Origin of the sequence: Paenarthrobacter sp. TA1.8 (genome assembly GCF_048595705.1) — a bacterium.
Lineage (GTDB): Bacteria > Actinomycetota > Actinomycetes > Actinomycetales > Micrococcaceae > Arthrobacter > Arthrobacter nitroguajacolicus.
On the sequence record NZ_CP184287.1, the window covers coordinates 872,589 to 894,450 of the forward strand.

General features: G+C 63.3%; 18 protein-coding genes. 6 read left to right on the forward strand and 12 right to left on the reverse strand.

Annotation, left to right across the window (positions count from 1 at the left end; translation table 11 throughout):
- Nucleotides 1-67: 67 nt before the first annotated feature.
- The gene (locus ACNAOT_RS04340; protein ID WP_243836675.1) at nt 68-754 is read right to left on the reverse strand and encodes a TetR/AcrR family transcriptional regulator; all 687 of its coding nucleotides are present in this window, start codon (nt 752-754) and stop codon (nt 68-70) included.
- A 179-nt stretch (nt 755-933) separates the two neighbouring features.
- Between ACNAOT_RS04340 and ACNAOT_RS04345 the strand changes: the two genes are divergently transcribed.
- Genes ACNAOT_RS04345 through ACNAOT_RS04370 form a run of 6 tightly spaced genes read left to right on the forward strand, consistent with a single transcriptional unit; the run spans nt 934 to nt 9,267 of the window.
- Nucleotides 934-2,631, forward strand: coding sequence for an amidohydrolase (locus tag ACNAOT_RS04345; RefSeq protein WP_420180160.1), 1,698 nt, complete (start codon nt 934-936; stop codon nt 2,629-2,631).
- Nucleotides 2,628-4,325 (forward strand): ABC transporter substrate-binding protein, encoded by a 1,698-nt coding sequence (locus tag ACNAOT_RS04350; protein ID WP_420180161.1) that lies wholly within the window; start codon nt 2,628-2,630, stop codon nt 4,323-4,325. Before ACNAOT_RS04345 ends, ACNAOT_RS04350 begins: the two co-directional genes overlap by 4 nt.
- Nucleotide 4,326: 1 nt before the next feature.
- Nucleotides 4,327-5,355, forward strand: a complete 1,029-nt coding sequence (locus ACNAOT_RS04355; protein ID WP_420180162.1) for an ABC transporter permease — start codon at nt 4,327-4,329, stop codon at nt 5,353-5,355.
- Nucleotides 5,352-6,209, forward strand: coding sequence for an ABC transporter permease (locus ACNAOT_RS04360; protein ID WP_420180163.1), 858 nt, complete (start codon nt 5,352-5,354; stop codon nt 6,207-6,209). The genes ACNAOT_RS04355 and ACNAOT_RS04360 overlap by 4 nt, the downstream gene beginning before the upstream one ends.
- Complete coding sequence (locus tag ACNAOT_RS04365) at nt 6,206-7,810, forward strand: dipeptide ABC transporter ATP-binding protein (protein ID WP_420180164.1); 1,605 nt, start codon at nt 6,206-6,208, stop codon at nt 7,808-7,810. Before ACNAOT_RS04360 ends, ACNAOT_RS04365 begins: the two co-directional genes overlap by 4 nt.
- A 38-nt stretch (nt 7,811-7,848) precedes the next feature.
- Nucleotides 7,849-9,267, forward strand: a complete 1,419-nt coding sequence (locus ACNAOT_RS04370) for an NAD(P)/FAD-dependent oxidoreductase (protein WP_420180165.1) — start codon at nt 7,849-7,851, stop codon at nt 9,265-9,267.
- A gap of 163 nt (nt 9,268-9,430) precedes the next feature.
- Here the strand turns inward: ACNAOT_RS04370 and ACNAOT_RS04375 are convergent, their stop codons facing one another.
- The 11 genes from ACNAOT_RS04375 to ACNAOT_RS04425 all read right to left on the reverse strand — a co-directional run bounded on the left by ACNAOT_RS04375 (nt 9,431) and on the right by ACNAOT_RS04425 (nt 21,824).
- Nucleotides 9,431-10,057: a hypothetical protein gene (locus tag ACNAOT_RS04375; protein WP_420180166.1), complete on the reverse strand. Its 627-nt coding sequence runs from the start codon at nt 10,055-10,057 to the stop codon at nt 9,431-9,433.
- 135 nt (nt 10,058-10,192) lie between these two features.
- The gene (locus tag ACNAOT_RS04380) at nt 10,193-10,846 is read right to left on the reverse strand and encodes a TetR/AcrR family transcriptional regulator (RefSeq protein ID WP_420180167.1); all 654 of its coding nucleotides are present in this window, start codon (nt 10,844-10,846) and stop codon (nt 10,193-10,195) included.
- The gene (locus ACNAOT_RS04385) at nt 10,843-12,879 is read right to left on the reverse strand and encodes a YhgE/Pip domain-containing protein (protein WP_364307913.1); all 2,037 of its coding nucleotides are present in this window, start codon (nt 12,877-12,879) and stop codon (nt 10,843-10,845) included. Before ACNAOT_RS04385 ends, ACNAOT_RS04380 begins: the two co-directional genes overlap by 4 nt.
- Nucleotides 12,876-13,682 (reverse strand): ABC transporter ATP-binding protein, encoded by an 807-nt coding sequence (locus ACNAOT_RS04390; RefSeq protein WP_420180168.1) that lies wholly within the window; start codon nt 13,680-13,682, stop codon nt 12,876-12,878. The genes ACNAOT_RS04385 and ACNAOT_RS04390 overlap by 4 nt, the downstream gene beginning before the upstream one ends.
- A 72-nt stretch (nt 13,683-13,754) precedes the next feature.
- The gene (locus ACNAOT_RS04395) at nt 13,755-15,212 is read right to left on the reverse strand and encodes a dihydrolipoyl dehydrogenase family protein (protein WP_420180169.1); all 1,458 of its coding nucleotides are present in this window, start codon (nt 15,210-15,212) and stop codon (nt 13,755-13,757) included.
- A 96-nt stretch (nt 15,213-15,308) separates the two neighbouring features.
- Nucleotides 15,309-15,995 carry an N-acetylmannosamine-6-phosphate 2-epimerase gene (locus tag ACNAOT_RS04400; RefSeq protein ID WP_420180170.1) on the reverse strand — a complete coding sequence of 229 codons (687 nt, stop codon included), beginning with the start codon at nt 15,993-15,995 and terminating at the stop codon, nt 15,309-15,311.
- A 21-nt stretch (nt 15,996-16,016) separates the two neighbouring features.
- On the reverse strand, nt 16,017-17,006 hold the full coding sequence (locus tag ACNAOT_RS04405; protein ID WP_420181121.1) for an ROK family protein: 990 nt from the start codon (nt 17,004-17,006) through the stop codon (nt 16,017-16,019).
- 30 nt (nt 17,007-17,036) lie between these two features.
- Nucleotides 17,037-17,954, reverse strand: a complete 918-nt coding sequence (locus ACNAOT_RS04410) for a dihydrodipicolinate synthase family protein (RefSeq protein ID WP_420180171.1) — start codon at nt 17,952-17,954, stop codon at nt 17,037-17,039.
- Nucleotides 17,955-17,991: 37 nt separating this feature from the next.
- On the reverse strand, nt 17,992-18,798 hold the full coding sequence (locus ACNAOT_RS04415) for an ATP-binding cassette domain-containing protein (protein ID WP_142936606.1): 807 nt from the start codon (nt 18,796-18,798) through the stop codon (nt 17,992-17,994).
- Nucleotides 18,795-20,915: a dipeptide/oligopeptide/nickel ABC transporter permease/ATP-binding protein gene (locus ACNAOT_RS04420; RefSeq protein ID WP_420180172.1), complete on the reverse strand. Its 2,121-nt coding sequence runs from the start codon at nt 20,913-20,915 to the stop codon at nt 18,795-18,797. The genes ACNAOT_RS04415 and ACNAOT_RS04420 overlap by 4 nt, the downstream gene beginning before the upstream one ends.
- 3 nt (nt 20,916-20,918) lie before the next feature.
- Nucleotides 20,919-21,824 (reverse strand): ABC transporter permease, encoded by a 906-nt coding sequence (locus ACNAOT_RS04425; protein WP_091465424.1) that lies wholly within the window; start codon nt 21,822-21,824, stop codon nt 20,919-20,921.
- Nucleotides 21,825-21,862: the final 38 nt, after the last annotated feature.

Genomic DNA, 21,862 nt, shown 5'->3' on the forward strand with positions numbered 1-21,862 from the left:
ATGGTGGCGTCGTGCGGGGAAGGTGGGTTGCGTTGTTGGTCAGGCGCCCGGTCGCGCCAGCACCCCGTCAGGCCTGAGGTGGCTGCTTGCTCTCGCGTTCGGCGCTGTCCAGGATGGCCGAGAGACCGGCCTGGAACGCCTTGAGGGAGTCGAGGTTTTGCAGTGCAGCGTGGTGTTTTTCAAGGAGCGGGCGACCGGTGATACGTGTGAAAACCCGTGGGTTGAGCCAAGGATCGTGGCCCTCGGAGTCCGGGAGCCGCTGGATTTCAACCGCAATGCCGGCGCCGAGCGCAAGGGTGTAGCTTTCCAGGGCCGCGTAGTAGTGCACCACGCGGTCCTCTGCCAGCCCGGCATCGGTGAGGCATTGAAGGACGAACTCGATTGCCTTTAGCTCGCCGGGGCCATAGGTGTCCGTAGCGAATGACTCGCTGCCCAAAGAGGGATGCTGCATGAAGGCTTTGAGGAGTTCGTCAAGGTAGGCCTCCAGCCGGGCACGCCAGTCCTGGTCGCGTGCTGTGGCCAACGTGCGCTCAACGGACATCAGGAACAACTGGTCCAGTGCTGCCCTGACGATTGCGTCCCTGTTCCGGAAATGCCGGTAGACGGCCGTGGCGTCCACCTCGAGTTCCTGTCCCAGTCGTCGCACGGTCAGCCGTTCCCCGAGCTCCTGGCTGGAAATCCGCAGGACGGCGTCAATGATGGTGGCCGGGTCCAGGCGCGTTCGGCGGTCCGTCGACTGTGCTGGCTGCACCATCAGTTGTCCGCCTTCCATGCGTTCCCGGGTTGATTATCAACCTACATGATTCATGGCGTCCTCCTTTCAAGGACCAGTCAAAGTCTTTGTCAGCATTGATGTCAACACTGTTGACTTAAGTGTGATCCGGCTCATAGTGTGTCTCGCAGAGTTGAATTTCCCCACGAAAGGACTCGACCATGCACGCCGAGATTTTGTTTGAGAACGGATGGGTGTACACCGGCAATGACGCCGGCCCCCTGCGCGCAAACCTTGCCATAGCCGAAGGCCGCATCATCGCCGTCGGAACACCCGACGAGCTTCACGGTTCGGTCACGCCGGAAACCCGCAAGGTGGACCTGCAAGGGCAACTGGTGGTGCCGGGCTTCCAGGATGCCCACATCCACCCCATCTTCGCCGGGATCGAATTGCTTCAGTGCGACCTGACGGAGGCCACCGGCGCAGAGGAGGCCGTGGCGAGGGTGGCCCGTTACGCAGCCGACAACCCGGATGAACCCTGGATTTTGGGCGCTGGATGGTCCATGGATTTCTTCCCGGGCGGCACTCCAACACGGGAACTTCTGGACGCCGTGGTGCCGGAGCGGCCCGTCTACCTCGTCAACAGGGACCACCACGGCGCGTGGGCCAACACTGCAGCGTTTGAGGCGGCAGGAATCGGCGCGGAAACACCTGATCCTGAGGGCGGCCGGCTGGAACGCGAAGAAGACGGGACGCCCGCAGGCACAGTTCATGAGGGGGCCATGGACCTGTTCAATGCGGTCAAGCCAGCCGTGCCGTATGCGTTGGCGTACCAAGGCCTGCTCGCCTCCCAGCAACTGCTGCTATCGCAGGGCATCACGGCCTGGCAGGACGCCTGGGTTCCCATTCCCGAGGGCGAACATGCCGATCATCTGGACGTCTACACGGACGCGGCGAAGGCGGGAGACTTGAAAGTCCGGGTCACCGCATGCCAATGGTGGGACAGGACAGCCGGAATGGCCCAGCTGGAAGCAATCACGCAACGCCGGGACAGGGTGGCCGATTCCTTCGACCACCATCAGCTCAATGCCAACACCGTGAAGGTGATGGTGGACGGAGTGGCAGAGAATTACACAGCCGCAATGCATCACGTCTACCTCGATCACCACGGCCACCACACGGACAACCGTGGCATCGAATTCTTCGAGCCCGAGGAGCTGAAGGAATTCGTCACCGCGATAGATGCTTCCGGCATGCAGGTTCACTTCCATGCTCTCGGCGATCGCGCCGTGACGGATGCTTTGGACGCGCTGGAGGCAGCGCGGCACAGCAACGGGACGAACGACAACCGGCACCACCTGGCGCACCTTCAGGTGGTCCGCAGCGAGGATGTTCCACGGTTTGCCGGGCTGAATGCGGCGGCCAACGTCCAGGCCCTCTGGGCCTGCCATGAAGAACAGATGGACACCCTCACCCTCCCGTTCCTGGAGCCCGGCGCCGAGGACAGGCATTACCCCTTTGGTGAGCTTGCTTCGGCAGGAGCCCGATTGGTGGCCGGAAGCGACTGGCCTGTCTCCACCGCGGACCCGATTGCGGCCATCCACGTCGCAGTAAACCGCATAGCGCCGGGGGAGGACCTGCCCCCACTCGGCCCGGAATCGCAAAAGCTCAGCCTCAAACAGATCCTGGATGCCTACACGCAGGGCTCAGCGTGGATCAACCACTTGGACACGGAAACGGGAACGCTGGAACCAGGAAAACTCGCCGACCTTGCCGTACTGGACCTCAACGTCTTCGACCTCCCTGCGCAGGAGCTGCACCGGTCGGTGGTGACGCAGACGTGGATTGGGGGCGAATGCGTCTATGACCGCGCGCTCACCCGAAACAGTCAAGCTCAACCCGCCTCGGTAATGCCATGAGGCCGCAGCCAGCGCCGCAGCCCGCGCAAGGTGCCGTGCGTTTGAAACAGCGGACGACGCCGTCGCGCATCACCGCGGTTGGGGTCGCCGCAGTCGTGGCCGGGCTGGTCCTGGGCGGCTGCGGTGTTCGGCCCGCCAGCGTGACTGACGCCGCGGACGGAGCCAAATTCACCATGTCCGACTCCACGCCGGCCCCCACCAAGGAGATCGAAAACTTCAACTGGGCCATGTACGCGGAGCCGTTCTCCCTGGACTATGCGTACGCCTTCGACTACCCGGACAACACTGTCCTGTCCAACGTGTGCGAGTCGCTGTTCCGCTGGAACGCTGACCTGTCCACGGCGCCGGGCCTGGCCACGGGAGTTGAAAACCCTGATCCGCTGACCTGGATTTACACCATCCGGCAGGGCGTAAAGTTCCACGACGGGACCGAGATGACAGCGGACGATGTCGTAGCCTCCTTGAGCCGCCACGTGGACCCCGAAGTGGGATCTTTCTGGGCCTCCGCCTACCAAAACGTGGAGTCCATCGAGAAGACCGGCGACTTCGAGGTCACGGTGACCACCACCCGGCCGGACTACGTGTTCAACAGCTCCTTGGTGGGAGCAACAGGTGTGGTTGAGTCCGCCGAGACGCTGGAAGCTGCCGGCAAGGACTATGGCAACTCAAGCACCGGCGTGAACTGCACCGGCCCCTTCCAATTCGAGCAATGGGAAGCCGGTGAAAGCATCACCCTCAAACGCTTCAATGACTACTGGGACCCGGAACTCAAAGCCAAGTCCCAACAGGTCACCTTCAAAATGCTGCCCGATGCCACATCACGCATCAATGCGTTCCAGACCGGCGAAATTGATGGCGGCTTCGCGATCCCTTCCAATGCCATGGACATCCTGAAAGCCAACAAAGATGCCGGCTCGCTGTACTTCGGCGAGGACACATCGGTGCAAAGCCTGGTGTTCACCAACCTCGGCGGCACCTTCCATGACGTACGGGTCCGTAAGGCGCTGATGATGGCCATCAACCGGGAAGCCTTGATCAAGGCGGCCGAACAGGGGTACGCGAAGAAGACGGACGCATTGACCACCAAGAGTGTGTGGAAGGACGTTGCATCGCAAACTACGGACGAGGCTTTTGACGGTCTGCTGTCCACGCCCTATGACCTGGAAGAAGCCAAGAAACTTGTCAAGGAAGCAGGTGCCGAGGGTAGTAAGTTCGTCTTCGCCACCGCGTCACTGAACGCAGCCTTCGACATCACGGCACGGGCCATCGCGTCGGCAGCCAAGGAGATCGGCCTGGACCCGGAAATCCAGACCATGTCCAACGACAAATACACCACGCTGTTCTCAGACCCCGAGTCACGCAAGAATGTGGACCTCCTGGTGACGTCTTGGTATCTCTCCAGCACCGAGCCCTTGGAAATGTACAGCGTGCTGCGAACCGGCGATTTCAGCAACTACGGCGGCTGGAGCAACCCGGAATTCGATGACCTGGTGAACTCCGCCTACGGCGTGCAGGACCCCGACGCCCGGGGCAAACTGACGGGCCAGGCGGCCAAGCTGGCCAGCGACGAAGTGGTGTGGGGGCCGCTCTATGAGACCGTCACGTCCATGTGGCTGGGCAAACGCATCACCGGGGCGGACCCTTCCATCAACTACATGTACTTCCCGTGGGCAGCCCAGATAGGAGGTCGCTGACATGACCGCTACAGATCAAGTCCAAGCAACCACCGCGCCGGGCGCTCCCACCCGCCAGCGGGATAAACGCAGCGCAGTCCGACCGGCGGTGTACATCGTGAAGAAACTGCTGGCCCTGGTGCTGACGTTGTTTGTTGCCTCACTGGCCGTGTTCTTCTCACGCTTCCTGGTTCCCGGCGATCCGGCACGCTTCCTGCTCAGAGGACGTAGCCCCAAGCCTGAGGCACTCGAAGAGATCACCCGGCAGTTCGGCCTGGATAAACCGGCCTGGGAACAATACCTGAATTGGTTAGGTGGAATTCTCCAAGGGGACTGGGGCCGCTCGCTGACTTACCGCCAGGACGTCTCCGACGTCTTACTGGGACGGTTGCCCACCACCTTGCAACTTGTGGCGCTCGCAGCAGTGTTCATCACTGTCCTGGGATTGTTCGCCGGCATTGTGGCCAGCCTCAACAAGGGCTTCGGTGACCGCTTCATCCTCATCACCCTCACCGCTGCGGGGGCAGTGCCGCCGTTCGTGGCAGCAATCGCTCTAGTAGCGCTCTTCTCCGTGGGCCTCGGTTGGTTTCCCTCCTTTGGAAGCGGCGACGGCGGTTGGGACCGGATCTGGCATCTCACCCTACCGGCGCTCGCCTTGGGCATCACCTACATCGCCATGGTGGCAAGGGTGACCCGTTCCTCCATGAACGAGCAATTGCGCCGCGAACACGTTGAGGTGGCAACCAGTCGCGGCCTTACCCGCGGATCGGTGGTGGCACGCCACGTGCTGCGCAATGCACTTGGGCCCATCCTCACCGTGAGCGGCGTGCTGGTGGCCGGCCTCCTGGTCTCCAGCGCCATCATCGAGCGGACGTTCGGCCTGTCCGGCATCGGGCAGCTCCTGGTGCAGTCCATCGACAGGCTCGACTTCGGCGTCGTCCAAGCAATCGTCATGGTGGTGGTGGCAGCTTTCGTCCTGGTCAACACCGTGGTGGACCTCGTCCAGCCCCTCATTGATCCGCGTATCGCGGCCGGAACGGAGTCCCGATGACGTTTACCATCCAACTGCCGCAGGCGGGCCTTCGCCGTTACGGCAGCCTCCTGTCACCCATGGCGTGGGGCGCGCTCGCCGTTGCCGCCGCCGTCGTACTTCTCTCACTATTCGCCCCGGTTCTGGCGCCGTACGACCCCGACTATGTGGACCTCAACAACGTCCTGGCCGGTCCAAGCGGACAGCACCTGCTGGGGACCGACGCGCTGGGTCGTGATCTCCTCAGCCGGCTCATGCACGGCGGGCGGACCTCGCTGCTAGGGCCCACCATCGTGGTGATCGGATCCACCGTGCTCGGCCTGCTGCTGGGCCTGGTGGCCGGCTGGTCCGAGGGCTGGCTGGGCAAGGTTCTGGGCCGCCTTTTCGATCTCCTCTTTGCTTTCCCTGCACTGCTCATGGCCATGCTCGCCATTGCCTTGTTCGGCAAGGGGCTTTTTGCTCCCATCCTGGCCATGACCATCGCCTACGTACCGTACGTTGCCAGGCTCGCGCAGTCGCTGGTGGTGGCTGAGCGCAGCCGACCCTATGTCCAGGCCTACCGCGTGCTCGGATTCCGGACGCCCTGGGTGGTGCTGGGACGGGTTCTTCCTAACCTGATTCCCACTGTGGGCGCCCAGTCAACACTGAACTTTGGTTATGTGTTGGCCGACCTCGCAGCGCTCTCCTTCATCGGACTCGGGGTCCAGCCGCCCACCAGCGACTGGGGCGCCATGATCGAGGAATCCCGCGGCGCGCTACTGGGCGGCTACATCCTGCCGGCCTTCTGGCCCGCGTTGGTAGTGGTCCTGGTGGTAGTGGCCGTCAACGTCATCGGCGAGGAACTCTCAGACCGCATCGGAGGAAAACTTTCATGAGCCAGCTCTTGCAAATCGAAAACTTTACGCTCGGTTTTCCGGGCAGGCCGCCCCTGCTGGACAGCGTCTCCCTGCACGTGAACGACGGCGAAGCGGTCGCCTTGGTGGGGGAGTCCGGCTCAGGCAAATCGCTGACTACCCGTGCCGCCCTGGGTTTGTTTCCAGGTGGCTCGCAGTCCACCGGCATCGTGTCGGTTCAGGGCCTCGACACTCTCACAGCGAGCGAACAACGCCTCATGGAGCTACGACGGAGACACGCTTCCATGATCTTCCAGGATCCTCGGGCGGGCATCAATCCCGTTCGGACCGTGGGGGATTTCCTCACTGAAACCTTGGTGAGACTGGATGGTTTGTCCCGGGCCGAGGCCACGGAACGGGCCGTGACGCAACTGGAACAAGTGGGCCTGCGACGTGCCAAGGAGCTCATGGACCAGCACCCGCATCAGCTCTCGGGCGGCATGCTCCAACGTGTCATGATCGCAGCTGCACTCCTGAACTCACCGGATCTGTTGCTGTGCGACGAGCCCACCACGGCCTTGGACGTCACTACCCAGGCGGGGATCGTGAGGCTCCTCCGCGAAGAGCAACAGTCACGGGGAATGGGCATGCTCTTCATTACGCACGACCTCAATCTTGCGGCCAGCTTGTGTGAACGCGTCTACGTGCTTCGCCGGGGAGAAGTGGTGGAGCACGGGCCAACCCGGACTGTCTTTCTGACGCCGGAGCAGGACTACACCCGGCAGCTGGTTGAGGCTACCCCTGTGATTGAAGCGGGCGGCTTGGCTGCGCCTGTGGTCGTGGGGTCCCCGCTGCTGAAGGTTTCGGGGCTATCAAAAACGTACCAACTGCCCCGCGGCGAAATCATCACCGCCTTGGACGACGCCGGTTTCAGCCTCCCTGAGGGTGGGTCGTTGGGGATCGTGGGTGAATCCGGGTCCGGAAAGTCCACCTTGGCCCGACTCGTGGTGGCGCTGGAAACCGCCACATCGGGTGACCTCACGTTGCGGGACGTCCCCCGGCCGCGCCGGGCCCTCAAGGCCTCTGAACGGAAAGTCCTGGCCAAGGATGTCCAGATCGTGTTCCAGGACCCCTACCTCTCTTTGGACCCGCGCATCCCTGTAGGAAGCGCTGTGGCAGATGTCTTCCGCCTGCATCAGAAGCAAGGACGCAAGGAAGCCAAAGACAGCGCCCGGGTCCTGTTGGGGCGGGTGGGCATCGGACCGGAACGTTTCGACGCACGGCCTCGTGCCCTCTCGGGTGGGCAGAGGCAACGGGTCGCGTTGGCCAAAGCGCTCGCTGCCCGCCCCCGTCTCCTGGTGCTGGACGAGGCCACCAGCGCCTTGGACGTCTCTGTCCAAGCCCAGGTTCTGGAGCTCGTGGAGGAATTGCGGGACCAACTCGGACTGACCATCTTGTTCGTCACCCACGATCTGGCTGTGGTCTCACGGATTTGTTCCGAGCTCCTGGTGATGCATCAGGGCCGGATCGTTGAGCAGGGGCCGACGGCTCGAATCCTTGAGGACCCTGGGGACGACTACACGCGGAACCTCATCGCCTCCCGTCCCCGGCCATTGTGGGACGCCGAGCCGGTCACTGCCTGACCGGTGAGAGATTGACCATTGAAATAGGAGAATTTCCCGTGAATACCACCGTTTTCGAACGGAATGTCCCGCAGGCCGCCGTCGTATCCCGTGCCTTGGAAGGCGCGGCCCACCGGCCGTTCTGGATCGACCACCTCAAGGATTCAGCCACACGCTACCCGCAACTCGACGGCGACGCTGCCGCGGACCTCGTGATCGTCGGTGGCGGTTATACCGGATTGTGGACTGCGCTGCGTGCCAAGGAACGCGATCCCGGCCGGACGGTGATCCTGCTGGAAGGGGAGCGGGTGGCATGGGCAGCTTCGGGCCGCAACGGCGGCTTCTGCGAGGCGAGCCTCACCCACGGCCATGAGAATGGCAAGAACCGCTGGCCTGATGAGCTGGAGACCCTCGACCGGCTGGGCATGGAGAACCTGGACCGCATGCAGGAAGCCGTGGAGAAGTACGGCATGGATTGCGAGTGGGAGCGCACCGGTGAACTGAACGTTGCAGTGGAACCGCACCAGGTGGCTTGGCTCAAGGAGGACGAAAGCCCTGGCAGCGTCTTTCTGGACCAGGAAGCAGTGAGGGCAGAGCTCAACTCTCCCACCTACCTGGCCGGTCGCTGGCATAAAGACTCCGTGGCGATGGTCCACCCATACAAGCTGGGACTTGAGTTGGCTCGGGTGGCAACGGAGCTGGGCGTGGTGATCTACGAGGACACCCGCGTGCGCGAGTTGAAGGACCACGAACAGGGCGTCACCGTTGTTACGGAGCGAGGCAACGTGGAAGCGGACAACGTGGTCCTCGGTACCAACGTGTTTCCGTCACTGCTCAAACGGAACCAGCTGATGACGGTGCCCGTCTATGACTACGCGCTGATGACCGAGCCCCTGAGCGCGGAGCAGTTGGAGTCCATCGGATGGTCCCAGCGGCAAGGGATAGGGGATGTTGCCAACCAATTCCACTACTACCGCATTACCAAGGACCACAGAATCCTGTTCGGTGGCTATGACGCCCTCTACTTCTGGGGCCGGCGCGTGGACCAGCGGCACGAGCACCAGCCAGCGACGTGGGAGAAGATCGCCTCGCACTTCTTCACGACGTTCCCGCAGCTCGAGAGCCTGAAGTTCACCCACAAGTGGGCCGGACCCATCGATTCGAGCACCCAGTTCTGTGCGTTCTTCGGCACGGCGCGGAAGGGACGGGTGGCGTATGCGGCAGGATTCACCGGACTCGGCGTAGGGGCCACGGCATTTGCAGCCGACGTCCTCCTGGATCTCCTGGCCGGCCTGGATACCGAACGCACCCGGGTGGAAATGGTCCGGAAACGGCCCCTGCCCTTCCCTCCTGAGCCGCTCGCTTCCCTGGGCATCAACCTGACACGCTGGTCCATGGACCGCGCCGATCACAATCAGGGAAAACGGAACCTGATCCTCAAAGCGCTCGACGCCGTCGGGTTGGGATTCGACTCCTGACACCCTTTCGTTGCGGGGCCCGTTTTGCACGTTTAGATCCCGCGTTAGCGTGTAGAGCGGGCCTCGCAACGCACGGCGGGTTCGTTGTGGGGCCTGCTTTGCACGTTAAGATCCCGCGTTAGCGTGTAGAGCGGGCCTCGCAACGCAGGGGTGAATACGTGAGCTAGCGTTTGGCGGCCGGCTTTCGTTGAGTGGAAGCGCTCGACGCCGGACGCTTGGCCGGCGTCGTTGGCGTACGGGGAGCGGGACGCTTCACGGGAGTAGCCTTCGCACCGCCGGATGACCGCGGGATTGTAGCGGCAGGGCGCTTGGTGGGGGTCCCCGCACGCGGAGCCGGTTTGCGGGGTGCGGGAGTGCGCTTTACAGCCGAGGGCCGTCGAACTGGAGTTCCGGCCCGCGAACCAAACGACGGCACCACCGCTCCCAGGAAAAGCACGCCCAGGGTCCCAAAACCTGCCACTGCTGCCAAGTAAAAGTAGATGTCTGAATCCTGGGTGCTCACGGCACTGCCCAGAGCATTGGCGTCCTGGTTGAACGCGATTCCCCACATGCGCAGGAAGGCGATGCTGCAACCGATGAAAAGGCTGGTCCCCGCTGCCCCAAGGAGGACCACAAAGTAGCGTCGCCGGTTGAAGACCTGCACGATGGACGCCAAGTAGCAGATCAGCACGGAACCGAGGAACAGGTACAGCACCAGTTCCTCAAGCACCACGGCGGCCAGCACCAACAGCCCGAGCGAGACGAACGCGGACACCACCGCAAGCTTCCCGCTGTTCCCCATGTGACGCATGAGGTTAATCATCTCCGACCAAGTGGCCACGCCACGCCGTCGTACATTGCAGTTAGATACCGTTGCGAGGCCCGCTCTGCGCCGTATGAGCCCGTGAGAATGCGCAGAGCGGGCCCCACAACGGGTTGCCCAAACCTACTTGATGACGTACCCGTGCATGATGGTCATGACGGCAGCGACGCTCTGCTCGCGGGTGCGCTCAGGGTTGTACGTCTGCCGGTCGAGGCCAACCACGAAGATGGCACCAAAAATTGCCGCCTCCAAGGATCCCCGGGCAATGCTTTCATCAACCTTGTAGCCGGACGCCACGCTCTCCACCGCGGATCCGATCACGGCCAGAAGTTCAGCGCGAAGCTCGGCAAACACGGCACTCCATTCACCGGGAGTGCGCCAGTTTTCGCTGACCCACAGGCGGGCGAAGGAGGGGTAGTCGTCCATGAATTCCATGGCTTGGCCCACCATGTTGGTCATGGATTCCAGGGGGTCGTTGGCCTGTCCGCGGACGTCCTGGAGCCGGACCAGCATGATGTCCACACCGTGCCGCAAGAGCTGCGCAATGAGGTCGGACTTGCTGCCGAAGTTGTAATAGACAGTTCCCTTGGACACCCCGGCGGCGGCCGCGATTTCATCCACGGTTACCCCCGCAGCGCCGCGCTCGCCGATCAGCTCCATGGAGGCCTCGAACAGCCGCTGCTTGGTGGCGTTGGTGCGGCCCGGGCGGAGTTTCTTCCCCGCTGGACCGGTTTCCCGCGAATCTGCCTCGGAAGGAACCGGCTCGGTGGTGCTCATACTGCGATCTCCGGCTTCAGCGTCTTGAGGGTCCACATCTTGTGCTTGCGGACAGCGAGCGTTGACAGTGCCGCTCCCAGCAAAGTGTATCCAAGCAGACCCAGTACGGTGGGCCAGATCATGCTGAGTTCGCCGCCGTAGATCAGGTGCCTCATGCCTGTGACCACGTATCCCATAGGCAGGACCTCGTGAACAACATGGAGCGGCATGGGCGTGGTCTGCCACGGGAACGTGCCGCCCGACGAAACGAGCTGCAGGACCAACAGGATCAACACCACAAACTTGCCGGGCGTGCCCATGAGCGCCACGATGCCTTGGATGATCGCGCTGAACGCCATTACCGCGGCCAACATGAACAGCCACATCCCGATCGGGTGCGCGGGGTTCAGGCCCAGGCCGAGATTTACCACCAGGGTGAGGATGGTGGCCTGCAGCACGGATACCACGAAGAACGGCAGCCAGCCTCCGACGGCGATTTTCCAGGCGGGGGCGTTCGAGGCGAGGGCCCGTTGGGTGATGGGTCGCATGGCCTGGACCAGCATGAAGACGCCGATCCACAGTGCGAGGGTAAGGAAGAAGGGTGCCAGGCCGGCGCCGTAAGAGCCCGCCTTGGCCTGGGAGACGTTGTCCACGGCCACGGGATCCGCGATCACCTTGGACACGCTGCTCTTCTGTTCATCGTTCGGGTTGGGGATGTCTCCCGCACCCTTGGCGAGCTCGGTGGCCAGGGTGTGGGCGCCGTCGGAGGCTGTGACTCCGCCGCTGGCCAGCTGGCTGGCGCCGTTGTCCAGTTGGCGGGCGCCGTCGTCGAGCTTGCCGGCCCCTTCCAGGGCGGTTTGCTGCCCCGCGGCCAACGTTGAGGCGCCCGTGCTCAGTTGCCCGGCGCCATCGGCAGCCTTCGAGATCGCGTCGGTCAGGGCTGGTGTCGCGGCGGCGAGCTTGGATGCCCCGGCGCTCACGGCAGCTGAACCGTCCGATAGCTGCTGGATCTTGGCCGCATCACCAGTGATCTTGGTCTTCGCGTCCGTCACCGGGCTCGATGCTGCGGCGGCGTCAAAGTCCGCCAGGACCTTCTCGGCCTGCTCCTGTGTCAGGACACCTGCAGTCACCAGTCGTGCGTTGGATTCCACCACGCGGTTGCGGAGGCCCTTGTCTGCCGCTTCGAGCTGTCCGACGACGTCCTGGACTTTTGCGTTCAGCTCGGCGTTTCCGGCGGCTACTTGCGCTGCGCCGTCGGCGAGTTTCTGCGAATCACCAGGAAGGGTAGCGGTCTTATCCTTGAGCTCGGTCAGTCCCGAACTCAGCTGGCCGGCACCGGTGTTCAGTTGTACCGCGCCATCCCGCAATTGGGTCTGGCCGGCCACGAGTTGGTCGGCGCCGGTCACTAACTGAGTGGTGCCGTCGTGCAGGGTTGCGGCACCGTCACTGAGTTTGCCAACGCCCGTGGCCAACTCCGAGGCGCCATCAGCAGCCTTCACGATGGACGCATGGATGGTGCCGAAGCCGGTGAGGAGCTGGTTGGCGGTTTCCTCGCCCACTTCCTTGGCCACTGTGGAGTGGACGGCTGTTGTGAGCTTGTCCACGATGGTGCTCAGGAGGTAGTTGTTGGCGTCGTTGGTGGTGACGTGCAGCATGGCCTGGTTGGCGGCGTCGAAACTGCCCGGGGAGACCAGGTTGGCGGAGAAATCCTTGGGGATGCGCAGCGCGAAGGCATACTCACCCGTACGAACACCGGCATCGGCGTCCTCGGCGCTGGACACCTGCTTCCAGTTGAAGACGTGGCCCTCAACCAGGCTGTCTGCCACCTTCTTGCCCGCCTGCAGTTCGGAACCGTCCGACGACGTTGCTCCCGTGTCCTCCACCACCAAGGCGGCGTCGATCTGGTTCAGGTTGCCGTACGGATCCCAGTTCGCGTAAAGGTACACGGCGCCGTAGAGCAACGGGACCATGGTCAGGGCGAGGATGGTCAGCTTGGGCAGGAGCCCGCCGGTCATGCGCTTGAGTTCGGAGCGGGCGAGCCGCAGAACAGTCACTTTGCAGTCCTTTGAAGGTTTACGGATTCAGGTTGGGCAGCTGCGGATGTTTCAGATGCCGGTTCGGCCGCGTGCTTGGCTTTGGGCTCGACGGCGGCTGCTGGCTTGGGCTGGGCGGGCCCGGTTTGGGTTGTCTTTTCTTTGGCCGGGGCGGTTTTCGCTTCCGGTTCAGGGGGATGCGTGACGGAGTTTCCAATCACTGCCGCGGGGCCGGTCCAGTTGTCCGGGAGGGAACCCACGACGGCGACGACGGCAAGTGGCCGTCCGGCGTCGGACGCCAATGCCTGAAGTCGCGGTAACCACGACGCGGAATCAGCACTGTGGCGATCCGGGGAGTCGACAACAAGGAGGTCGGTGGCCGGATCTGCCAAGGCAAGCGCGGTGAGGAGTTCAAGTCGGCGGGTGGCCGGAATTTGTTCTATCCAGAGTCCGGCGATGTCCTCGAAGCTGTTGACCTTTAGCCAGGGCTTGCTCAGTAGGGCGCCACGGTAACGGCGGGGGATGAGGGAGAGGTCTTCGGTGACCAGATCGCGGACACTCAGGTGCTGCTCGGGTTCGTTGACTCCGGGGGAGTCCACCAAGGCGCTGGCGAGGCGGATTTTCTTGGTCTTGGTGGTGTTGTCCCAGCTCAGGATGCCGTCGCTTGGCTTCATTCGGCCGCTCAGAGCCAACGCCAAAGCGGTCCGCTGGTCCTGGCCCTCTCCGGCCACGAGCAGGAGTTCACTGCGGCGGACTTGCAGTGACGTTGCCGGGAGGAGATCGTCCCGGCGGCCGTTGATCTGGAGTTGCTGTACGGACAGCACAATGAAGCCTTTCGCAGAAATGGTGTCTGCTGAAAGTCTAACTAAACTGACCAGTCAGTTCAAATAAGGGTTTTAGAGGCTGTACTTTTCCAGAAGCCTTAGCCAGACTTCGCTGATGGTGGGGTACGACGGAACTGCATGCCAGAGACGGTCCAGCGGGACTTCGCCCACGATCGCAACGGTTGCAGAGTGGAGGAGCTCGGCGACGCCCGGGCCCACAAAGGTAGCGCCGAGGATCACCTTCCGGTCCTCATCCACCACTATTTGCGCCCAGCCTTTGTAGTCGGGGGAGTGCAACTGGGAGCCGGACACATCTATGGGCAGTTCCACACCGGTGACGTTCTTGCCCTGCAACAATGCCTGCTCCAAGCTCGGGCCCACGGAGGCAACCTCAGGATCGGTGAAGACGACACTGGGGACTGCATGCTGATTGGCGGTTTGGGCCCAAGGGCTCCAAGGCTGCGGCGTTCCTTTGAGCTTGCCGTTGGCCCGGGCGACGATCGCGTCACCGGTGGCACGGGCCTCGTATTTACCCTGGTGCGTCAGGAGGACCTTGCCGGCCGCGTCGCCGGCAGCGTAGAGCCATAGTCCGCTGGTGCCATCACTTGCGGGGCCTTCCACCAAACCGCTGGCTTCGGTTGTGAGTCGCAGGGGCTTACCGTCCTGTGCTTCAACGCCCACATTTTCCAGGCCCAGATTGGCCAAAGCGGGGTGCCGTCCGGAGGCGACCAGTAGTTGGTCGGCGGTCGTGGTTTTGCCGTCGAACGTGACTGTCACCGAGCCGTCGTCGTTCTTCACCGTTTTCTCCACATCGGTGTGCAGGTGAACAGCGACGCCGTCGGCGCGAAGCCCTGCCAGGACCAGGTTCGCGGCTTCCTCCGGGTAGCTGCTCAGCAAGCGGCCGCGGGCGATCAGCGTGACGTTCGAACCGAGCCGGGCGAATGCCTGCGCCATTTCCACGCCTGCAACGCCGCCGCCGAGCACCACAAAACGCTTGGGAACTTCCTTGGCTGCCGTGGCGCCGCGGGTTGTCCAGAACGTTATGTCTTTCAAGCCGTCAATGTCCGGGACGGTAGGGATTGAACCCGTCGCGATCACCACAGCATGGTGGGCCTTCAGCGCGTAGCTGTTGCCATCGAGCCCATCCACCTGGACCTCGCGCGGGCCTGTGATACGGCCGCGTCCACGAATTAACTCAATGCCGGCGCTGTCCAGCCATTCGACCTGGCTGCCGTCCTGCCAGTTATCGGTGAACCAATCCCGATGCTTCAGCGCGGCCTCGGCATCAATGGTTCCAGTGATTGCCTCCTTTGCGCCCGGCACCACTTGGGCGGCGTGGAGCACACTCCCCGGACGGAGGAGCGCCTTGGACGGGATGCATGCCCAGTATGAGCACTCACCGCCCACCAATTCGCTTTCGATGATCACCGCCGTCAGGCCGCCGCGAACCACCCGGTCCGCCACGTTTTCCCCTACGGCGCCCGCGCCGATAACAATTACGTCGAATTCCCGGGAGCTCTCGGCAGTCATGGGGAAAGCCTACGCCGGGTTGGTATGCGTTGTGAGGCCCGCTTTGCGCGCTTTGGGTGGGTTTTGGGGTGCAGAGTGGGCCTCGCAACGCAGGAACTACGCCTGCATCGCGCCCTTGAACCAGCCCGTGATGCTCGCCGGGTGCGTGATCGCGGTGCCAACAACGACGGCGAACGCCCCGGCGTCGAGGGCCTGCCGTGCCTGGGCCGGGGTGTGGATCCGGCCCTCGGCGATGAGTGGCTTGCCAAGGTCCGCCGACGCGAGGAGTGAAAGCAGCGCCAGGTCCGGTCCCTCCGTCTTCGGGCGCTCGCCGGTGTAGCCGGACAAAGTGGTGCCTATCAGGTCTGCCCCAGCCTCGACGGCGGCAACCGCGTCGTCGAACGAGCCACAATCTGCCATGACCAAAGCGTGTGATTCGGCGTGAATACCGGCCACAGTTTCAGACAGCGACAGGCCGTCCGGCCGCTCCCGCCGGGTTCCATCAATCGCCACAACATGCGCTCCGGCATTCGCAACGGCCAGGGCATGGCGAAGGGTTGGTGTGATGAAGACGCCATCGTGCCCGTCTTTCCAGAGGCCAATGACCGGGACCTCGACGGCGGTTCGCGTGAACTGCACGTCGGCTAACCCTTGGACGCGGATGGCCGCAGCCCCACCGATGACCGCTGACGCGGCCACCTGCGCTGTGGTCCGGGGATCGCGCATGGGCTCTCCCGGATAGGCCTGGCAAGAGACGATCAACTGGGAGCGGAGTGCTTCGAGGCCATCGGGGGTGAGAATCATGATTTCTTCCTGACGTGCGGACTACTTAAGGACGAGTTTCGCGGCGCCAACAATGGCAGCGGTGTTGCCGAGGTATGCCCGAACAACGGGCACGGAAACCAAGGGAGCCAGCAGTTCCTGTCGCAAGGCAAACTCCATGGGCTTCCACCAGAGTTCGCCGGCGTCGGCCAAGCCACCGGAGATCACCACGGTTTCGGGGTCGAGGATGTTGATGAGTCCGCCCACGGCCTGGCCCGCTGCTGCTGCGCCAACTTCGATGGCACGCAAAGCGGCGGCGCGGCTACCACCAAAGCGGGCGTCAGCTTCGCCGTCGAGCCCGTCGTGAGCTTCAGGATCAACCAGCGCAAACACGCCCCGCGTGTCCAATGCCTCTAAGGCAGAACCGCCAAACCGCAGGTACGACTCATAAACCGCGGGCCCCGATGCGATAGCCTCCACGTGTCCAGATCCACCGCACACGCACGGCAGCGGAACACCGTCAGAGTAGGCAAAAGGTGAAGCGAAGTGCCCTACATGCCCGCCCACAAAACGGTGACCCAAAACCGGAGCGCCGTTCAGCACAAAACTTCCGCCAACTCCCGTTCCAAACGCCACCATGAGCGAACTCGAGGAGCCGGCGGCCGCACCCAGCCAGGCTTCACCCAGGGCATGTGCGTGGACGTCGTTGACGGCGCGCACGGCCGAAGCAGGAAGTGAAAGGCGGGCCGAAAGCCCGGCAACAAGTGCAGTGCCAGCCCAACCATGTATCGCATCCGTCGCGGACACCACCGACCCGGCAACAGCATCAATCACCCCCGCTGAGCCAATGCCGACGCCGGAAACTGAAATTCCGGCGTCGGCAGCGCGCGCCACCAAGCCCGAGATCAGCGCTGCGGTGGCGTCGAGGATGGCTTCGCCACCGGCCCGCTTCAACGTCGGGATGGTCTCCGACATCAGCACTTCGCCGGAAGGGGCAACAACCCCGGCGGCGGTTTTGGTGCCGCCGAGGTCAACGCCGATCACGTGGGTCATCGAAGCGGTCATGGAAGCGGTCATGGAAGCCTAGACCAGCCCGTTCCGCTCCAGAATTTCGCGAATCGCGGCAGTCTCGGAGTCGTTCAAAGACAGCATCGGCGAGCTCATGGTGTTGGACTCGATGACGCCCATAACCTGCAGCGCGGTCTTGAAGGCACCCAGGCCAGCGGCGCCACCGGAAACGCGGCCGTTGGGGGCGTAGACGATCTCGAAAACGTCGGCCAGGCGGTCCTGCTCCCTTGCCGCGAGAGCCCAGTCGCCGGCTTGAGCCGCGTCGAACAAGCGGCGGTAACCGGCCGGATCAACATTGCCAAGGCCCGGGACAACACCCTGCGCACCACCCAGGAGGGCGCCGTCCACCACAACTTCGTGACCGGTGAAGATATCAAAGTTGGGAATGTCCTTGGCTGCGAGGAGCAACTGGCGGAAGGAAACGTCGTCTCCCGAAGAGTCCTTGACGCCGGCAATGACGCCGTCGCGGCCGAGGCGGACCAAGAGATCCGTAGGCAGTTTGAAGTGCGTACGGACCGGAACGTCGTAGGCGAAGATCGGCTTCCCGATTGCGGCGTGGATGCTGCGGAAGTGCGTTTCGGTCTCCGCGGCGTTGCCAATGGCGTAGTACATGGAGGTGACAACGATCGCGTCGGCGCCGAGATCCACCACCTTGCGGGCTTCCTCGATCACGCGGTTGGTGGTCTGCTCGTTGGCGCCCACGATCAGCGGAACCGCACCGGCGTTGGCGTCGGCGATGGTGGAGACCACCAGCTCACGCTCGTCGTTGGTCAGGTAGGGGACTTCGCCGGAGGAGCCGAGGACGAAAAGTCCGGACACACCGCCGTCGATCAGGTGTTTGGTGACGTTCTTCAACGACGCGGTGTCGATGCTGCCGTCTGCGTGGCGGGGGGTGATGACCGGGGGGATGACGCCCTGGAACTGAGTGGACACAGAATTCTCCGTTGTTTGTAGCTTGTGAAGGGAAAAACTAGATGTGGAGCAGGCTTGGCGCGGCGCCCAGCAGCTTCTTGGTGTAGTCGTTGCTGGGGTTATCGAAGACCTGGGCTGCCGACCCTTGCTCGACGATCTTGCCGAAGTACATGACGCAGATGCGATCAGAGACGTAGCGGACGGTCTGGATGTCGTGCGAGATGAACACCATGCCGAGGTTCAGTTGGGTCTTCAAGTCGGACAGCAGGTTCAGGACCTGAGCGCGGACGGAAACGTCCAGGGCCGACGTCGGCTCGTCAGCCACGATGATGTCCGGGTCCAACGCCAGGGCGCGGGCGATAGCCACACGCTGGCGCTGACCACCGGAAACCTGCGACGGCGTCACCTCGGCTGCCGATTGCGGCAAGCCCACCAGCGCCAACAGTTCCTTGACCTTGGCAGCGCGGGATGCAGCGTTGCCGATGCCGTGGATCTGCAGCGGATCCGTGAGGATGTCCTGGATGGTCATGCGTGGATTCAGCGCCGTCGCCGGGTCCTGGAAGACAACGGAGACGGACCGGCCAAACTGCTTGCGCATGGCGGCGTTCCGCTTGATGGCGGGCTTTCCGTGGAACAGGACCTTGCCCGACGTCGGCGGCTGAAGCCCCACAAGCACTGACGCGAGTGTGGACTTGCCGCAGCCGGACTCACCAACGATGCCCACGGTCTCGCCGCGGCTGATGGTGAAGTCCACGCCGTCCACCGCTTTGACGATGTTGGGCCGGAAGAGGCCGCCGGTTCGTGCGTGGTGGTAGACCTTGACGTCCTTGAGCTCGATGACCGGCTTTCCGGTTGATTCGCTCATTTCGCGTCCTCCTTCAAATGGCTCGCCCAGTAGTGGTCGGCATCGCCGCCGTTGGCGGAGTCAACCGAAGAAACCGTGGTGAGGACCAGCTTCTGACGTGGGTCGGCGTCGGCACGCTGCGAGCGTGGGGCGAAGCGATCTCCCGTGGCGAAGTCCCTGGGGGACGGGACCGTGCCGGGGATCTGATGCAGCCGGACAGCGTCAGCCTCGATGGAGAGGACAGCACCCAGCAACCCGCGGGTGTACTCGTGCTTGGGGTTCTGCAGAAGCTCGGAAGCCTGTGCGGATTCCACCACTTGGCCGGCGTACATCACCGTGATGCGGTGGGCCAGCGAGGCCACCAAGGCGAGGTCGTGGCTGACGAAAACCATCGCGAAGCCGAGTTGTTCGCGGAGCTCGTTGAGCAGATCCACAACCTGCTTTTGGACTGTCACGTCTAGGGCGGTGGTGGGCTCGTCGGCGACAACGATCTTTGGCGAACGGGACAACGCCATCGCGATCAGCACGCGTTGGCGCTGGCCGCCGGAGAGTTCGTGAGGGTAGCTGGCGAGCGTTCGGACGGGATCCAGCTTGACCATTTCCAGCAGCTCGGCGGGAGTCTTGCGGCCGCCACGCTTGGTGAGCTGTTCCATCTGGTCCTTGATTTTCATGGACGGATTCAGGGAGCTCAGGGCGTCCTGGTAGACCATGGCGATCTGCTCGCCGCGCAGGCCTTCGTAGGCTTTGGGGTTGCTGTGTTGGGTCTTGGCGTCCAGCAGTTCTTTGCCGTCGAACATGATGGACCCGGTGACCTGCGCCGTTTTGGGCAGCAAGCCCATGACTGCGAGGGAGGTGATCGACTTGCCACAACCGGATTCGCCCACCAAACCCATGGTTTCGCCTTCACGGACGGTGAAGGAGACGTTGTCCACGATCGCGATGTCGCCGAAGCGGCCCGGGAAGCGGATGGACAGGTTCTTCACTTCCAGGACGTTGCGGGCACCGGGAGAGACCTGCGGGAGGCGGTCGGTGCGCTTCGCTTCGATGGCTGCCAGCAGTTCCAGCTCGCGGTCCAACAGCAGATGCGGGTTGGCGGCGGCCAGCTTCACATCGGTGAGGACGGCTGAAGTGCCGACATCAGAGGTGACGGTGTCGCCGGAAGCTGCGCGGACGCCGTCGAGCTCGTGTTGCTCAACCACGGAGGGCTGGGCCACGGACGTTGCGACCTCAGCGTCGACAGCAACGGCGGCTGAAGTACCGTCGTCGTCCTTCACTACCGGCGCGCGGCGCAGCTTCGGGTTCACCATGGCGTCGGTGAGGCCCTCGGCCAGGATGTTCAGGGACAGTACGGTGAGCAGGATGGTCACGCCGGCAAAGGTGGTCGCCCACCAACCGCCCGACAGGACAAGGTTGCGGCCGTAGGAAATGACGTTGCCCCACGAGGGAGCGGGGTCCTGCACACCGGCGCCCAGGAAGGAAAGTGAGGCTTCAAGGATGATGGCGTCGGCAACCATGACCGTGGCGAACACCAGTACGGGAGCTGCGGTGTTGCGGACAATGTGCTTGACCAGGATGTAGAACCGGCCGGCACCGATCACGCGTTCGGCACGGACGTAGTCTTCGCCGTACTGGGCCAGCACGTTGGCGCGGACCACACGTGCCAGTTGGGGAGTGTAGATGATGGCGATCGCGATGATGATTGTCGGGACCGAGTTGCCGAAGGCGGCCAGCAACACAGCAGCCAGCGCGATGCCGGGGAAAGCCATGAGGATGTCCATGAGCCGCATGATGATCTCGTTGACGGACTTGCTGGACGTCGCGGCGAAGGAGCCGAGGAGCGCGCCGGCAAGGATGGCCAGCGCAACTGCACCGAGACCGATCAGGAGCGATGACTGTGCGCCGAAGAGGAGACGCGAGAAGATGTCGCGGCCCAGACGATCGGTGCCGAAGAAGTGCTCGGCGCCCGGCGGGGTGGCCGGAATGAAGGTCTCCAGAGGATCGTGGGGTGCGATCACCGGCGCGAAGATAGCCGCCAGGACAATCATGATGAGGAAGAGCAGGGCGATACGGGAGCCCCAGGGCAGGGCCTTGAAACGAATGCCCGGGGCACTTAGCCGTTCTGCGAGCTTGCTGCGCATGAGCTATACCGTCCTGATTCGGGGGTTGATGAGCAGGTAAAGAAGGTCCACCACGATGTTCACCAGAACGAAGGTGACGGAGATGGTGAGCACCACGCCCTGGACCAGGTTGACGTCCAGGTTGGTGATGCCGTTGAGGATCAGCTGGCCCATGCCGGGCAGGGCGAAAATCATTTCAATCACGACGGCGCCACCCAGCAAGTAGCCCACGCGAAGTCCCAGCACGGTCACCGGGGTGACGAGCGCGTTGCGGAGGACGTTCTTGGAGACAACCTCGCGGTACGGGACTCCGTTGCCGATAGCGGTGCGGACATAATCGCGGTCCAGTTCTTCCACCATGGAGGTACGGACCACGCGGATCAGCGAGGCTGACACGGGGATGCCGAGCGCCAACGCCGGGAGCACCATGGAGTTGAGCCAACCGCCGAAGCCGGATTCCGGCGTCGCAATTCCGCCTGAGGGAAACATCGGGTTGGCACCGAGCGCGAACCACTGGATGAGGAGGATGCCGAGCCAGAACGACGGCGTAGCGATCGCCGCGATGGAGAAGACGCGGACCAACTGGTCCTGCCACTTGTCGCGGTACAGGGCTCCCAGAATGCCGAACGCCAGGGAAAGCACGATCGCAATGAGGACACCCAGGAAGGTGAGCTGCAACGTCAGGGGGAACGCCGAGCCGATCATGGAAGCCACCGACTTGGCCGGCGGGGTAGTGACACCGAGGTCGAACTGCAGGAGCTTGCCGAGGAATCGGAAGTACTGCAGGACCAGGGAATCGTTGAGGCCATTTTCCTGGCGGTACTGCTGCTTCGCTTCTTCACTGGCGCCGTCACCGAGGGCCGAGCTGGCCTGGTCGCCGGGAGCGGCCTGCAGGACGAGGAAGACGAGCAACGTGATGCCCAGGATCATCAATGGCAATGCTGCAAGTCTGCGGCCAAGCAGACGCA